Origin of the sequence: Azotobacter vinelandii CA, from assembly GCF_000380335.1 — a bacterium.
Classification (GTDB): domain Bacteria; phylum Pseudomonadota; class Gammaproteobacteria; order Pseudomonadales; family Pseudomonadaceae; genus Azotobacter; species Azotobacter vinelandii.
In genome coordinates this window covers 2,604,726-2,621,949 of record NC_021149.1, presented here as the reverse complement: position 1 = coordinate 2,621,949, position 17,224 = coordinate 2,604,726, and the positions used below count along the sequence as shown (strand labels likewise).

At 70.0% G+C, this 17,224-nt stretch carries 5 protein-coding genes; all 5 read left to right on the top strand.

Going from position 1 to position 17,224, the window contains the following annotated elements; translation table 11 throughout:
* Window positions 1-379: 379 nt before the first annotated feature.
* The 5 genes from AVCA_RS11720 (at window position 380) to AVCA_RS11700 (ending at window position 16,837) form a co-directional block, all read left to right on the top strand.
* Window positions 380-13,336, top strand: coding sequence for a non-ribosomal peptide synthetase (locus tag AVCA_RS11720; RefSeq protein WP_012701136.1), 12,957 nt, complete (start codon window positions 380-382; stop codon window positions 13,334-13,336).
* Between the two features lie 34 nt (window positions 13,337-13,370).
* Entirely contained in the window at window positions 13,371-14,765 is a 1,395-nt protein-coding gene (locus AVCA_RS11715; protein ID WP_012701135.1) for an aspartate aminotransferase family protein, read from the top strand.
* 76 nt (window positions 14,766-14,841) lie between these two features.
* Window positions 14,842-15,084, top strand: a complete 243-nt coding sequence (locus tag AVCA_RS11710; protein WP_012701134.1) for an MbtH family protein — start codon at window positions 14,842-14,844, stop codon at window positions 15,082-15,084.
* Between the two features lie 11 nt (window positions 15,085-15,095).
* Window positions 15,096-15,842, top strand: a complete 747-nt coding sequence (locus AVCA_RS11705; protein ID WP_012701133.1) for a thioesterase II family protein — start codon at window positions 15,096-15,098, stop codon at window positions 15,840-15,842.
* An 11-nt stretch (window positions 15,843-15,853) separates the two neighbouring features.
* Window positions 15,854-16,837 (top strand): TauD/TfdA family dioxygenase, encoded by a 984-nt coding sequence (locus AVCA_RS11700; RefSeq protein WP_012701132.1) that lies wholly within the window; start codon window positions 15,854-15,856, stop codon window positions 16,835-16,837.
* Window positions 16,838-17,224 lie beyond the last annotated feature (387 nt).

Here is a 17,224-nt window from a genome sequence, read left to right as displayed (position 1 = left end):
GAGCGCTCTACAGTTCCATATTCCTGCATGGTTCTACCTGTGCGGCGGGGGTGCGAACTGGGGGGAGGTCGGTTGATCCTTGACGACGCGAACCACGGTAGACATTGTGGGAACATATGTCAAATGAGAATTATTATAATTTAATTATTTAAAGACCTAACGCCGTGCATATTGTCATGAGGCAGGGGAAAAGCCGATCGCAGGGGCCGTTCAAGAAAGAACGAGCCGCCTGCCGGGATCTTTACCCCCGGCTTCGTTTCCGTCGTCCTTCCCGTGCCCGCGGCCACTAATTTTCTTTCTCGTCGATCCGTCATCGCTCCATGACCCCGGGCCTCTCCCGGTGGTTCGCTTGCCCAGTCGAATCGAGAAAGGTGCAGAGATGACGGATACCTTCGAACGCCCCGTTTCCATGGCCGATGCCCTGATGCGGCGCGCCGCCGCCCAGCCGGAGCGGCTGGCGTTGCGCTTTCTCGGCGGCGACGGGGAGGAGGTGTTGAGCTACCGGCAACTGGACCGCCAGGCGCGCATCATCGCGGCGGCGCTGGCGGAGCGCGGCGAGCCGGGCGAGCGCGCGGTCCTGCTGTTTCCCAGCGGGCCGGACTACGTCGCGGCATTCTTCGCCTGCCTGTACGCCGGGGTGATCGCGGTGCCGGCCTATCCGCCGGAGAGCAGCCAGGAACAGCACCTGCGCCGACTGATCTCGATCATCGCCGACGCCCAGCCACGGCTGATCCTCACCACCTCCGGGGTGGCCGGTTCGCTGGCCGCCCTGGGGGAAGGCCGCGGCGACGCGCTGCCCGAACTGCTGGCGGTGGACGCGCTGGACCCGGCCCTGGCCGACGGCTGGCGGGCGCCGGCGGTGCCGGCCGAAGCCATCGCCTTCCTTCAGTACACCTCCGGCTCCACCGCGACCCCCAAGGGCGTGCAGGTCAGCCACGCCAACCTGGAGGCCAACGAATGGCTGATCCGCCAGGGCTACCGGATCGGCGACGACGACACTATCGTCAGTTGGCTGCCGCTGTACCACGACATGGGGCTGATCGGCGGACTGCTGCAGGGCATCTATAGCGGCGTGCCGGTGGTGCTGATGTCGCCGCAGCATTTCCTCGAACGGCCGGTGCGCTGGCTGGAGGCGATCGGCCGCTACCGGGGCACCATCAGCGGCGGTCCGGACTTCGCCTATCGGTTGTGCCACGAGCGTATCGCCGAGGGCAACCTGGCCGGCCTGGACCTGTCCGGCTGGCGGGTGGCCTTCTCCGGTTCCGAGCCGATCCGCCAGGACAGCCTGGCGGCGTTCGCCGAACGCTTCGCGCCCTGCGGCTTCCGTCCCGATGCCTATCTGGCCAGCTACGGCCTGGCCGAGGCGACCCTGTTCGTCAGCGGCGGCCGGCCGGGGCAGGGCATCTCCGCCCTGCGGCTCGACGCCGCCGCGCTGGCGGCCGACCGCGCCGAGCCCGGCGAAGGTCCGGTACTGATGAGCTGCGGCTGGGAACAACCCGGCCATCCGCTGCTGATCGTCGACCCGCGCAGCGGCGAGGCGCTGGGCGACGGGCTGGTCGGCGAGATCTGGTCGAGCGGACCGAGCGTCGCCCAGGGCTACTGGCGCAATCCGCAGGCGACCGCACAGGTTTTCGTCGAGCGTGACGGTCGCACCTGGCTGCGCACCGGCGACCTGGGATTCCGCCAGCGGGGCGAACTGTTCGTCACCGGGCGGCTCAAGGACATGCTGATCGTGCGAGGCCAGAACCTCTATCCCCAGGACATCGAGCGCACCGTGGAGGAGTGCGTCGCCGAGGTGCGGCGCGGGCGCGTGGCGGCCTTCGCGGTGGAGCACGAGGGCCGCGAGGCGCTCGGCGTGGCGGCGGAGATCGGCCGGCGCACCGCCCAGCAGGTGGCCGCCGACGAACTGCTCGGGCGCATCCGCCAGGCGGTGGCCGAAGCGCACCACGAGGCGCCCGTACTGGTGCTGCTGCTGGAGCCCGGCGCGCTGCCGAAGACCTCCAGCGGCAAATTGCAGCGTTCCGCCTGCCGGCAACGCCACGAGGCGGGGGAACTGGTGCCGATCGCTTCCTTCCGCGAGGGACGGGGCGCCGAGCCTGCCGCCGACGCGACGCCGCCCGGCGAACGCCTCGCCGCGCTCTGGCGGACGCTGCTCAAGGTCGAACGGCTCGACCCCGACGCGCACTTCTTCGCCCTGGGCGGCAATTCCATCCAGGCCATCCAGATGATCGCCGAGCTGCGCGACGAACTGGGCGTCGACCTGGAGCTGCGCAGCCTCTACGAGGCCCCGACCCTGCGGGCGTTCGGCGCCGAGCTGGAGCGCCTGCTGGCCGAAGGCGGCGCGTCCGCCACCGGTATCCCGCGCCTGCCGCGCGAGGGCGCCCTGCGCCAGTCGGCGGCGCAGAACCGCCTGTGGTTCCTCTGGCAACTGGAGCCGCACAGCGTCGCCTACAACATTCCCGGCGGCCTGCGCCTGCGCGGCGAACTGGACGAGCAGGCGCTGCGACACAGCTTCGCGACGCTGGTCGAGCGCCACGAATCGCTGCGCACCACCTTCTATGAGGAAGACGGCATCGGCTTCCAGTGCGCCGGAACGGCGTCCGACTGGACGCTGCTGCGCGACGATCTTTCCGCGCTGCCCGAAGCGCAGCGCGAGGAGCGGGCGTGGACGATCCGCGAGGAAGAGGCGCGTTTCCATTTCGACCTGGAGCACGGCCCGCTGCTGCGCGTGCGGCTGGTCAGCCTGGACGAACAGGAGCACCTGTTGCTGGTGACCCTGCACCACATCGTCGCCGACGGCTGGTCGCTGGGCCTGCTGCTCGACGAATTCGCCCGGCTCTACGCCGCGCGGATCCAGGGGCAGACGGCATCCCTGGCGCCCCTGCCGATCCGCTACGCCGACTATGCGGCCTGGCAAGCGGACGATGGCGAACGCCTCGCCGCGCAACTGGACTACTGGCGCGCCGAACTGGCCGACGAGCACCAGCCCCTGGCGCTGCCGCTGGACCGGCCGCGCGGCGGCCGGGAGTCGTCCGCCGAGCGTTTCGGTCTGCGCCTGGACAAGGCCCTCGGCGAACGCCTGCAGGCCATCGCCAGGGCGCGGGGCACCACGCTGTTCGCGGTCCTCCTGGCGGCCTTCCAGACCCTGCTGCACCGCTATACCGGGCAATCCGACATCCGCCTCGGCGTGCCCAACGCCAACCGCCCGCGCCGCGAGTTGCAGGGACTGGTCGGCTTCTTCATCAATACCCAGGTGCTGCGCGGGCGGCTGGATTCGCGGCAGACCTTCGCCGCGCTGCTGGAGGCCGCGCGGCGCACGGTCGAGGGCGCCCAGGCCAACCAGGACCTGCCGTACGAGCGGCTGGTCGAGGCGCTGGGCGGCGAGCCGCCGTTCGAGGTGATGTTCAACCACCAGCAGCGCGACCTGGAAGCGCTGCGCCGCCTGCCGGGGCTGCTCGCCGAGGAACTGCCCTGGCACAGCCGCGAGGCCAAGTTCGACCTGCAACTGCACAGCGAGGAGGACCGCCAGGGGCGTATCCGCCTGTCTTTCGACTACGCCTGCGAACTGTTCGAGCGCGCCAGCGTCGAGCGTCTCGCCGGGCATTTCGTGCGCCTGCTGGAACAGATCGGCGAGAACCCCGAGCGCGCCATCGGCGACTTCGAGCTGCTCGGTGTCGACGAGCGCCAGCGACTGCACGACTGGGCGCGCGGGCCGGCCGAACCGGCCGGCGTCCTGCTGCCCGAATTGCTGACCGCCCAGGCACGGGCGACGCCGCAGGCCATCGCCCTGGTCAGTGGCGAGGCGACCCTCGACTACACCGACCTGGAGCGCCGCGCCAACCGCCTGGCGCACCGCCTGCGCGAGCTGGGCGTCGGCCCGGAGGCGAAGGTCGGCCTGCTGGCCGGACGCGGCGTCGAACTGATGGTGGCTCTGCTGGCGGTGGTCAAGGCCGGCGGCGCCTACGTGCCGATGGACGCCGACTACCCGCGCGAACGCCTGGCCTGGATGATCGGCGACAGCGGCCTGAGCCTGCTGCTGGGCCACCGGCGGGTGCTGGACGCGCTGGAAGCGCCGGCCGGACTGGCGACGCTGCCTCTGGAGGAGCTGGACGCCGAGGGCTACCCGGACACGCCGCCCGCCCTGGCGCTGGACGCCGGCAACCTGGCCTACGTGATCTACACCTCCGGCTCCACCGGCCAGCCCAAGGGCGTCGGCGTCAGCCATGGCGCGCTGAGCGAACGCCTGCACTGGATGCGCCGCGAGTACGCCCTGGATGCTTCCGACGTGCTGCTGCAGAAGGCGCCGCTCGGCTTCGACGTGTCGGTCTGGGAATGCTTCCTGCCGCTGATCGCCGGCAGCCGCCTGGTGCTGGCGGCGGATGGCGAGCACCGCGACCCGCGCCGGCTGGTGGAACTGGCACGGGCGCACGGGGCGACCTGCCTGCACTTCGTGCCGCCGCTGCTGCAACTGTTCGTCGAGGAACCGGCGCTCGGCGACTGCCGCCGCCTCAGGCTGCTGTTCTCCGGCGGCGAGGCGCTCTCCGCCGAGCTGTGCCGGCGGGTGCGCGAACGGCTGCCGCAGGTCGCGCTGCACAACCGCTACGGGCCGACCGAGACGGCGATCAACGTCACCCACTGGCGCTGCGCGGAAGAGGGCGCGCGGGTGCCGATCGGCCGGCCGTTGGCCAACGTGGTCTGCGAGCTGCGCGACGCCGAACTGGAACTGGCGCCCGGCGGCGCGGTGGCCGAACTGCTGCTCGGCGGCAGCGGCCTGGCGCGCGGCTATCTGGGGCGTCCGGCGCTGACCGCCGAGCGCTTCGTGCCGGGCGAGGACGGCGCGCGGCTGTACCGCAGCGGCGACCTGGCGCGCTGGCGGGACGACGGGGCGCTGGAATTCCTCGGCCGCGCCGACGAGCAGGTGAAAGTGCGCGGTTTCCGCATCGAACCGGAGGAAATCCGCGCGCACCTGCTGTCGCAGCCGGCGGTGCGCCAGGCCGTGGTGCTGGTGCGCGAGGGCGCCGCGGGTGCGCGACTGGTCGCCTACCTGACCAGCGACGGCGCACAAGACGATCCGGCCCTGGCCGAACGCCTCAAGCGCGCCCTGGCCGCCAGCCTGCCGGAGTACATGGTGCCGGCGCAGTTCGTCCGCCTCGACGCGCTGCCGCTGACGCCGACCGGCAAGCTGGATCGCAAGGCGCTGCCGGAGCCGGACTGGCGGGCGGGCGAATACGTCGCTCCGCGCGACGAGCGCGAACGGCGCCTGGCGGCGATCTGGCAGGAGGTGCTGGGCTTGCCGCGCGTCGGCCTGGACGACGACTTCTTCGCCCTGGGCGGCCATTCGCTGCTGGCCACCCGCATCGTCTCGCGGGTGCGCCAGGCGTTCGACCTCGACCTGCCGCTGCGCAGCCTGTTCGAAGCCAGCCGCCTCGGCGAGTTCGCCGCCGAAGTGGCCCGCCTGCAGGCCGAGGGCGCGCGCGACGGCTGGGGCGCGATCGAGCGGGCGGATCGTGGCCAACGCATCCCGCTGTCGCATTCCCAGCAGCGCATGTGGTTCCTCTGGCAGCTCGACCCGCAGAGCCCGGCCTACAACGTCGGCGGCATGGCGCGGCTGAGCGGGCCGCTCGATGCGCAACGCTTCGAGATGGCCCTGCAGGCGCTGATCCGGCGCCACGAGACCCTGCGCACCACCTTCCCCAGCGACGACGGCAAGCCCTGGCAGCAGGTGGCCGAGCGATCCGACCTGTGCATGCAGCGGCTGGACCTGTCCTCGCTGCCGGCCGACCAGCGCCGGGCGCGCCTGCAGGAACTGGCCGACGAGCAGGCGCACCAGCCCTTCGACCTGGAGCGCGGGCCGCTGCTGCGCGTGTGCCTGGTAAAGGCCGGCGAACACAAGCATTACCTGGTGGTGACCCTGCACCACATCGTCACCGAAGGCTGGGCGATGGACGTGTTCGCCCGCGAACTGGGGGCGCTCTACGAGGCGTTCCTCGACGGGCGCGAATCGCCTCTGGAAGCCTTGCCGGTGCAGTATCTCGACTACAGCCAGTGGCAGCGCCGCTGGCTGGAGGGCGGCGAGCGCCAGCGCCAGCTCGACTACTGGAAACGGCAGTTGGGCGACGAGCATCCGCTGCTCGAGCTGCCCGCCGACCGTCCGCGTCCGCCGGTGCAGAGCCATCGCGGCGAGCTGTTCCGCTTCGACCTCGAGCCGGCGCTGGCCGGGCGGGTGCGCGCCTGGAACGCGGCCCACGGCCTGACCATGTTCATGACCGCCACCGCCGCCCTGGCGCTGCTGCTGTACCGCTACAGCGGACAGGGCGACCTGCGCATCGGCGCGCCGGTGGCCAATCGCATCCGCCCGGAAAGCGAGGGACTGATCGGTGCCTTCCTCAACACCCAGGTGCTGCGCTGCCGGCTGGACGGGCGGATGAGCGTCGACGAACTGCTCGAACAGGTACGCGACACGGTGATCGAGGGCCAGGCCCACCAGGACCTGCCGTTCGACGAACTGGTGGAAGCCCTGCAACCGCCGCGCAGCGCCGCCCATCACCCGCTGTTCCAGGTGATGTGCAACGTGCAGCGCTGGGAGTTCCAGCAGACCCGGCAACTGGCCGGGATGACCGTCGAATACCTGGTCAACGACGCGCGGGCGACCAAGTTCGACCTCTACCTGGAGGTGACCGATCTCGACCAGCGCCTGGGCTGCTGCCTGACCTACAGCAGCGACCTGTTCGACGAACCGCGCATCGTGCGCATGGCCGGGCACTGGACGCGCCTGCTGGAGGCGATGGTCGAGCTGCCGTCGCGGCGCCTCGCCGAACTGCCGATGCTGGCCGAGGCCGAAGCCACCCGGCTGGCCGAAGCGCCCGGCGACTACCCGCTGGACGCCTGCCTGCACGAACTGTTCGAAACCCAGGCGGCGCGGACGCCCGAAGCGCCGGCGCTGACCTGCGCCGGGCGGACCCTGAGCTACGCCGAGCTGGATGTCCGGGCCAACCGCCTGGCCCGCGTGCTGCGCGAGCGCGGCGGCGGCCCGGAAGTACCGGTCGGCCTGGCCCTGGAACGCTCGGCGGAGATGGTCGTCGGCATCCTGGCGATCCTCAAGGCCGGCGGCGCCTACGTGCCGCTCGACCCGGAATACCCGCTGGAGCGCCTGCGCTACCTGATCGAGGACAGCGGCATCGCCCTGCTGCTCGGTCACGCCGTGTTGTTCGAGGCGCTCGGCGAGCTGCCGGCCGGCGTCGCGCGCTGGTGCCTGGAGGACGACCTCGCCGCCCTGGACGGCCAGTCCGGCGCACCGCTGCCGAGGCTCGCCGGCCCGGACAACCTCGCCTACCTGATCTACACCTCCGGCTCCACCGGCCAGCCCAAGGGCGTGGCGGTGTGCCACGGCGAGATCGCCATGCACTGCCGGGCGGTGATCGAGCGTTTCGGCATGGCGGCCTCCGACTGCGAGCTGCACTTCTATTCGATCAACTTCGACGCCGCCACCGAACGGCTGTTCGCGCCGCTGCTGTGCGGCGCGCGGCTGGTACTGCGTGGGCAGGGACAATGGGATGCGGAATCGATCTGCCAGTTGATCCGCGAGCAGAGCGTGAGCATCCTCGGTTTCACCCCCAGCTACGGCAGCCAGTTGGCGCAATGGCTGATCAGTCGCGACGAGCGCCTGCCGGTGCGGCTGTGCATCACCGGCGGCGAAGCGCTGAGCGGCGAGCACCTGCAGCGGATTCGCGCGGCCTTCGCGCCGCAAGCCTTCTTCAATGCCTACGGGCCGACCGAGACGGTGGTCATGCCGCTGGCCTGCCGGGCGCCGGAAACCCTGGAGGAGGGCGCCGCCAGCGTGCCGATCGGCAGCCTGGTGGGCGCCCGCCGCGGCGCCATCCTCGATGCCGACCTGGCGCCGCTGCCGCAGGGCGCCGCCGGCGAGCTGTACCTCGGCGGCAAGGGCCTGGCGCGCGGCTACCACCGGCGCCCGGCGCTGACCGCCGAACGCTTCGTGCCGGATGCGGACGGCGCGCGCCTGTACCGCAGCGGTGACCGGGTACGCCTGCGCGACGACGGCCAGGTGGAGTATCTCGGGCGCATCGACCAGCAGGTCAAGGTGCGCGGCTTCCGTATCGAACTGGGCGAGATCGAGGCGCGCCTGCGCGAGCATCCGGCCGTGACCGACACGGCGGTGCTGGCCCTGGACACATCGTCCGGCAAGCAACTGGCCGGCTACGTGGCGACCGCCACGGCAGGGCTCGACGAAGCGGCGCGCGCGGCACTGCGCGAAGCGCTCAAGGCCCACCTGCGCGCGCAACTGCCCGACTACATGGTGCCGGCGCACCTGTCGCTGCTCGAAAAACTGCCGCTGACCCCCAACGGCAAGCTCGACCGCCGCGCCCTGCCGGCGCCCGACCCTGAGCAGGACCGCCAGGCCTACCAGGCGCCGCGCAGCGAGCTGGAACGGCAACTGGCGACGATCTGGACCGAAGCGCTGAACGTCGGCCGCATCGGTCTCGGCGACAACTTCTTCGAACTGGGCGGCGACTCGATCCTGTCGATCCAGGTGGTCAGCCGCGCCCGCCAGGCGGGCATCCACTTCACCCCGCGCGATCTGTTCCAGCACCAGACGGTGCAGGCCCTCGCCACGGTGGCCCGGAGCGTCGCCACGGTAGCCAGCGAACAAGGGCCGCTGAGCGGCGCCACGCCGCTGACGCCGATCCAGCACTGGTTCTTCGAACAGCATCTCGCCAAGCCACAACACTGGAACCAGAGCCTGCTGCTGGAGCCGAGCGGCCGGCTGGATGCCGACTGCCTGGAAAAGGCCCTGCATTACCTGCGCAACCACCACGACGCCCTGCGCCTGGCCTTCCGCCGGATCGACGGCCACTGGCGGGCCGAATACCGCGCGGTGGGCGAGGGCGGCGGGGAACTGCTGTGGCGGGTCCGGCCGGCCGGCCCGGAAGAACGCCGGGCGCTGTTCGCCGAAGCCCAGCGCAGCCTCGACCTGGCGCACGGCCCGCTGCTGCGCGCGGTGCTGGCGGAGGACGCCAGCGGCCGGCAGACGCTGCTGCTGGCGATCCATCACCTGGCGGTGGACGGGGTGTCCTGGCGGGTGTTGCTGGAAGACCTGCAGAGCCTCTACCGGCAGTTCGAAGCCGGCCGGTCTCCGGCATTGCCGGCGCGGACCAGCTCGTTGCGCGACTGGGCCACACGACTGGAAGCCTACGCCGCCAGCGAATCGCTGCGCGAGGAACTGGTCTGGTGGCGGACGCACCTGGCCGGGACGGACGGCGAGCTGCCCTGCGACCGGGCCGGCACCGACGACCGCTACCGGGACGCCCGCAGCCTGAGCCTGCGCCTCGACACCACGCGCACCCGGCAGTTGCTGCAGCAGGCGCCGGCGGCCTACCGCAGCCGGGTGGACGAGCTGCTGCTCACCGCCCTGGCCCGCGTGCTGTGCCGCTGGAGCGGGCGCGACGCGGCGCTGGTGCAACTGGAGGGGCACGGCCGCGAGGCGCTGTTCGACGACATCGACCTGACCCGCACGCTGGGCTGGTTCACCAGCGCCTACCCGGTGCGCCTGCAACCCGCCGGGGAATTGGCGGATGCCATCAAGGCGGTCAAGGAACAACTGCGCGGCGTGCCGCACAAGGGCCTCGGCCACGGCGTGCTGCGCCATCTCGCCGACGCCGACACGCGCGCGGCGATGGCCGCGCTGCCGCAGGCGCGGATCACCTTCAACTACCTCGGCCAGTTCGACCAGAGCTTCGCGCATGACGCGCTGTTCCGGCCGCTTGACGAACCGGCCGGCCCGGCCCACGCCGAGGACGCGCCGCTGCCCAACCGGCTGTCGATCGACGCCCAGGTCTACGGCGGCGAGCTGCGCCTGCGCTGGACCTACGGCGCCGGCCGCTACGACGAAGGCAGCGTGCGGGCGCTGGCCGAGGAGCTGCTGGCGGAACTGCAGCGGCTGATCGAGCACTGCCTGGAAGAGGAGAGCGGCGGCCCGACGCCCTCGGATTTCCCCTTGGCACAGCTCACCCAGGCCCAGCTCGACGCGCTGCCGGTGCCGGCGGCGGCGATCGAGGACATCTACCCGCTGACCCCGATGCAGGAGGGCCTGCTGCTGCACACCCTGCTGGAGCCGGGCACCGGCATCTACTACATGCAGGACCGCTACCGGATCGACAGCGAACTCGACCTGCAGCGCTTCGAGCAGGCCTGGCAGGCGGTGGTGGCGCGCCATGAGGCGCTGCGCGCCTCCTTCACCTGGAACAGCGGCGAGACCATGCTGCAGATCGTCCACAAGCCGGGCGCCGCACGCATCGACTACCAGGACTGGAGCGCGCTGGACGCGGACGGCCACGAGGAACGCCTGCAGGCGCTGCACAAGCGCGAGCGCGAAACGGGCTTCGACCTGCTGCGCGAGCCGCCCTTCCATCTGCGGCTGATCCGCCTGGGCGAAGCGCGCTACTGGTTCATGATGAGCAACCATCACATTCTCATCGACGCCTGGTGCCGCGGCCTGCTGATGGGCGACTTCATGGAGATCTACGCCGCCCTCGGCGAGGGCCGCGAGCCGCGGCTGCCGTCCGCGCCGCGCTACCGCGACTACATCGCCTGGCTGCAACGCCAGGACTTCGAGGCGGCGCGCAACTGGTGGCGCGACAACCTGCGCGGCTTCGAGCGGCCGACCGCCATCCCCGGCGACCGCCCGCTGCTGCGCGAGCACACCGGCGGCATGCAGGTCGGCGACTGCCTGACGCGGCTGGAGGCCGCCGACGGCGCGCGCCTGCGCGAACTCGCCCAGCGCCACCAACTGACCGTCAACACCTTCGCCCAGGCGGCCTGGGCGCTGGTGCTGCACCGCTACAGCGGCGAACGCGACCTGACCTTCGGCGTCACCGTGGCTGGACGGCCGGTGAGCATGCCGGCGCTGCAAGGCACCGTCGGCCTGTTCATCAACAGCATCCCGCTGCGCCTGCGCCTGCCGGAAGCGGGCGAGCGCCGCGCGGTGCGCGACTGGCTGCGCGAACTGCTGGAACGCAACCTGGAACTGCGCGAGTACGAATACCTGTCGCTGGTGGACATCCAGGAATGCAGCGAGCTGCCCAAGGGCCAGCCGCTGTTCGACAGCCTGTTCGTGTTCGAAAACGCGCCGGTGGACAGCGCGGTGCTGGACCGCGCCCAGGGCCTCAAGGCCCGCTCCGAGTCCGGACGCACCCACACCAACTTCCCGCTCACCGTGGTCTGCTACCCGGGCGACGACCTGGGCCTGCACCTGTCCTACGACCGGCGCTATTTCGAGGCCGCGACCATCGAGCGTTTGCTCGGCGACTTCAAGCGCCTGCTGCTGGCCCTGGCCGACGGCATCCTCGGCGACCTGTCCGACTTGCCGCTGCTGGACCACGGCGAGCGCGAATTCCTGACCGAGGGCTGCAACCGCAGCGAGCGCGACTACCCGCTGGAGCAGGGCTACGCACGGCTGTTCGAGGCACGGGTGGCGGCGCATCCCGAGCGGATCGTCGCCCGTTGTCAGGACGCACAGTGGAACTACGCAGGGCTGAACGCGCGCGCCAACCGCCTGGGCCACGCCCTGCGCGCGGCCGGCGTGGGAGTCGACCAGCCGGTGGCGCTGCTCGCCGAGCGCGGCCTCGACCTGCTCGGCATGATGATCGGTGCCTTCAAGGCCGGCGCCGGCTACCTGCCGCTCGACCCGGGCCATCCGGCCCAGCGCCTGACCCGCATCCTCGAACTCGGCCGCGTGCCGCTGCTGGTCTGCTCGGCGGCGTGCCGCGCGCAGGCCGTCGAGCTGCTGGAGGCGCTGGCCGGCCAGGGACGTCCGCGCCTGCTGGTGTGGGACGAGGTGCAGGCGGGCGACTGGCCGACGGCGAACCCCGGCGTCTACAGCGGCCCGGACAGCCTCGCCTACGTGATCTACACCTCCGGCTCCACCGGACTGCCCAAGGGGGTGATGGTCGAGCAGGCCGGGATGCTCAACAACCAGTTGTCCAAGGTGCCCTACCTGGGCCTGGACGAAGCCGATGCGATCGCCCAGACCGCCTCGCAGAGCTTCGATATCTCGGTCTGGCAGTTCCTCGCCGCGCCGCTGTTCGGCGGCCGGGTGGAGATAGTGCCGAACGCCATCGCCCACGATCCGGGCGCCCTGCTGGCCCTGGCGCGCGAGCGCGGCGTCACGGTGCTGGAAAGCGTACCCTCGCTGATCCAGGGCATGCTCGCCGAGGAGCGGGACGGGCTCGGCGCGCTGCGCTGGCTGCTGCCCACCGGCGAGGCGATGCCGCCGGAACTGGCCCGCCAGTGGCTGCAGCGTTACCCGCAGGTGGGGCTGGTCAACGCCTACGGACCGGCGGAATGCTCGGACGACGTGGCGCTGTTCCGCGTCGACATGGAGGCCACCGCCGGCAGCTACCTGCCCATCGGCAGTCCCACCGACAACAACCGCCTGTACCTGCTCGACGAGGCGCTGGAACTGGTGCCGGCCGGCGCGACGGGCGAACTGTGCATCGCCGGCACCGGCGTCGGCCGTGGTTACGTGGGCGATCCGCTGCGCACCGCGCTGGCCTTCCTGCCCAACCCCTTCGCCCGCGAGCCCGGCGAGCGTCTGTACCGCAGCGGCGACCTGGCGCGGCGGCGCGTCGACGGCCTGCTGGAGTACGTCGGGCGCATCGACCATCAGGTGAAGATCCGCGGCTTCCGCATCGAACTGGGCGAGATCGAGGCGCACCTGCACGAACAGGCGGAAGTCCGCGAGGCCGCCGTGGCGGTGCAGGAGGGGCCGAACGGCAAGTACCTGGTCGGCTACCTGGTGCCCGCCGACATGGAACTGGCGGAGGTTTCCCCGGCCACCGCGCCGCTGCTGCACGGCGAGCTGTTCGAGCGCGTCAAGCAGCGTCTGCGCGCCGAACTGCCCGACTACATGGTACCGGCGCACTGGCTGCTGCTGGAGGGCCTGCCGCGCAACACCAACGGCAAGCTGGACCGCAAGGCGCTGCCGGAACTGGAGATCGGCCAGTCGCGCGGGCAGGCCTACCTGGCGCCGCGCAACGATCTGGAACGGACCCTGGCGACGATCTGGGCGGAGCTGCTCAAGGTGGAGCGGGTCGGCGTGCACGACAACTTCTTCGAACTGGGCGGGCACTCCCTGCTGGCCACCCAGATCGCCTCGCGGGTGCAGAAGGCACTGCAGCGCAACGTACCGCTGCGGGCGATGTTCGAGTGCAGCACGGTGGGCGAACTGGCCGCCTACATCGAATCGCTGGAGGGCTCGGCCCTCACCGAACAGAAGGCCAGCCGCCTCGACGACCTGATGTCGCGGCTGGAGGCGCTGTGATGCACGACCAATTCTTGCCACGGAGAACGGAACCATGAACATCGCGGTAGCGGACATCGAAGCGGCGACGGACGAGCCGCCGCTCTATCAACTGGACGAGAACCCGCTGCTGGCCCGCCAGGCCCGCCAGGAATCCAACGCGCGCAGTTACCCGCGGCGGATTCCCCTGGCGCTCAAGCGCGCCCGCGGCATCCATGTCGAGGACGTCGAGGGGCGGGTGTTCATCGACTGCCTGGCCGGCGCCGGCACCCTGGCGCTCGGCCACAACCACCCGGTGGTGGTCGAGGCGATCCGCCAGGTACTGGCCGACGAACTGCCGCTGCACACCCTGGATCTCACCACGCCGGTCAAGGACCGCTTCGTCCAGGACCTGTTCGGCGCGCTGCCGGCGGAATTCGCCCGGCGGGCGAAAATCCAGTTCTGCGGCCCAACCGGCACCGACGCGGTGGAGGCGGCGCTCAAGCTGGTGCGCACCGCCACCGGGCGCAGCACCGTGCTGGCCTTCCAGGGCGGCTACCACGGCATGAGCCAGGGCGCGCTGAGCCTGATGGGCAACCTCAAGGCCAAGACCCCGCTGGGCGCGCTGCTCGCCCAGGGCGTGCAGTTCCTGCCGTTCCCCTACGACTACCGCTGTCCGTTCGGGCTGGGCGGCGAGCAGGGCGTGGAAGTGGGTCTGCGCTACATCGCCAACCTGCTGAGCGATCCCGAAGGCGGCGTGCAGCCACCGGCGGCGGTGATCGTCGAAGCCGTGCAGGGCGAGGCGGGCGCCATCCCGGCGGCCGACGCCTGGTTGCGCGGCCTGCGCGAGATCACCGCGCGAGCCGGCATTCCGCTGATCCTCGACGAGATCCAGAGCGGCTTCGCCCGCACCGGACGGATGTTCGCCTTCGAGCACGCGCAGATCGTGCCGGACGTGGTGGTGCTGTCCAAGGCCATCGGCGGCAGCCTGCCGCTGTCGGTGGTGGTCTACCGCGACGAACTGGACAAGTGGCAGCCCGGTGCCCATGCCGGCACTTTCCGCGGCAACCAGATGGCCATGGCCGCCGGCTCGGCGGTGATCCGCCATATCCAGGAGCACGACCTGGCACGACACGCCGAGCAGGTCGGCGAGCACCTGCGCGGGCTGCTGCAGGCGCTGCAGCGGACCTATCCGCAACTGGGCGACGTGCGCGGGCGCGGCCTGATGCTCGGCGTGGAGATCGTCGAGCCGGACGGCGAGCCGGACGCCCTCGGCCATCCGCCGCTGGACCCGGCGCTGGCCTCGGCGATCCAGCGCGAGTGCCTGAAACGCGGACTGATCCTCGAATTGGGCGGCCGCCACGGCAGCGTGGTGCGCTTCCTGCCGCCCCTGATCATCCGCCACGAGGAAGTCGAGCAGGTGGCCGGCATCTTCGCCAGGGCGGTGTCGGCGGCGGTTTCCGCCGGCTAATTTCCCGACGCCCCCATACGTCTATCCGTACGAGCCCCAAGGGCAAGCCGACTCAACCAGCACAGAGGAACACGCCATGATTTCTGTTTTCGATCGCGAGGACATCGTTTTCCAGGTCGTCGTCAACCATGAGGAGCAGTACTCCATCTGGCCGGACTACAAGGAAATCCCCAAGGGTTGGCGCAAGGCAGGCAAGAGCGGCTTCAAGAAGGAATGCCTGGCCTACATCGAGGAGGTGTGGACCGACATGCGTCCCCTGAGCCTGCGCAAGAAGATGGAGGCGATGGCCAAGGAGCGCGAAGGCGCCGCCGCGAACTGAGGCCGACGACCGTGCCGAGACTGAACCTGTTCTGCCTGCCGTATTCCGGTGCCAGCGCCATGGTCTACAGCCGCTGGCGGCGCGGCCTGCCGGACTGGCTGCAGGTGCAGCCGGTGGAACTGCCGGGACGCGGCGCGCGTCTCGGCGAACCACTGCAGACCGACATGCACGCCCTGGCCAGGCAACTGGCCGGGGAACTGGCGCCGCGCCTGGACCAACCCTACGCGCTGTTCGGGCACAGCCTCGGCGCCCTGCTGGCCTTCGAGATCGCCCACGCCCTGGGCGATCTGGCCAGCCCGCCGCCACTGGCGCTGTTCGCCTCCGGCACAGCGGCGCCCACGCGTCGGGAAGAGTACGAGAAGGATTATTCGCAGCCCAAGACGGACGAAGAACTGGTCGCCGAGCTGCGCGACCTGCAGGGCACCCCGGAGGAAGTCCTCGACAACGAGGAACTGATGAGCCTGACCCTGCCGGTCCTGCGCGCCGATTTCCTGATGTGCGGCCGCTACCGATACCGGCCGCGACCGCTCCTGGAACTGCCGATCTATGTGCTCGGTGGCAAGGAAGACCGGAGCAGCATGGAGCAGTTGCTGGCCTGGCAGGAGGAAACCGCCGTCGGCTTCTCGCTGGACATGGTCGCGGGCGGGCATTTCTTCATTCACGAGCATGAAAGCCGGGTCCTGAAGCTGATCAGGAACAACCTGAGCGTTCATCTGCGTCGTGTTCAACCCTGTTCCGCTGTTGGGGCGGACGCCTGAGGTACACAAGCATGAGCGAATTGTCGCGCTTCGATATCCATCCGCTGCAGGCGGGAAAGGGCGATCTGCCGATGCTCGTGCAAGCGCCGGAGCCGGGAGTGAATCTGCTGGAGGCATTCGCCGAACTGAAACCCCTGGTCGACAGGTATCTGCTCGACTGCGGAGGCATCCTGTTCCGCGGTTTCCAGGTCGCTGGCATCGAGGACTTCCGGGAGTTCGCGGCCGCCTTCGGTCATCCGCTGCTGCGCTACGAATTCGGCTCCACTCCGCGAACCAATGTCGCGAGCGGGATCTACACCTCCACGGAATATCCCGCTCACCAGGCCATCCCGCTCCACAACGAGCAGGCCTACACGCTCGAATGGCCGCTGAAAATCTGGTTCTACAGCGTGATTCCGGCGGAAACCGGCGGCGAGACGCCGATCGCCGACAGCCGGGAAATCTACCGACGGATACCGCTACGTATCCGCGAGCGTTTCATCGAGAAAAAACTGATGTACGTGCGCAACTATGGCAACGGCCTGGACGTAGCCTGGGAGCAGGTGTTCAACACGGACGATCGCCAGGCCGTCGAGTCGTACTGCCGCGCCCATGCGATCCAATGCGACTGGAAGGACGACGGCGAACTTCGAACCCGTCAGATCTGCCAGGCCGTCGCCTGTCATCCGGTGACGAAGGACATGGTCTGGTTCAACCAGGCCCACCTGTTCCACGTCTCCAACCTGCCATGGGAAGTGCGCGAAAGCCTCCTGGAGGTCGTGGACGAGGAAGATCTGCCACGCAACGTCTACTACGGCGACGGATCGCCGATCGAAGATGGCCTGCTCGACGAGATACGCGGCGTGCTGAACAAGTGCACCATCAGCTTCCCCTGGCTGCAGGACGACGTGATGATGCTCGACAACATGCTGGCCGCCCATGCGCGCTCCCCCTTCACCGGCAAGCGCAAGCTCGTGGTGGCGATGGCCGAGGGGTATTCGGAAGAGTTGCCATGATTCCGGCAGGCCTCGGCCTGCCTTGGCAAAAGTATCGCGCCTGACGGTCCCTGGACAGTCGCGCTGCGGGCCTTCTATCCCTGTACACGGCCAAAACAAGCCAGCTAACTCAAGAATCTGGATAGTAGCTTTCACACGCTCCCTGGGCCGCCCCCATGTGGAGAGAATCGACTCCACCTGCCTCAGCACCACCAGCCTCCTCCTGTCTGCTCTTGACGCCAACCGCTCAGATACGACGTAGCAATGCACTCCGCACTCGCTCAGCCGGATTTTGTTGTTCTCGTGGACAAAAGTCTTCGGTATTACCCAGTCGCCATGGCCGTACATGGGGAGCGCAGATGTGATCATCGTGGTGATGTGCAGGACATGCAGCTTGTTTGCGGCTTT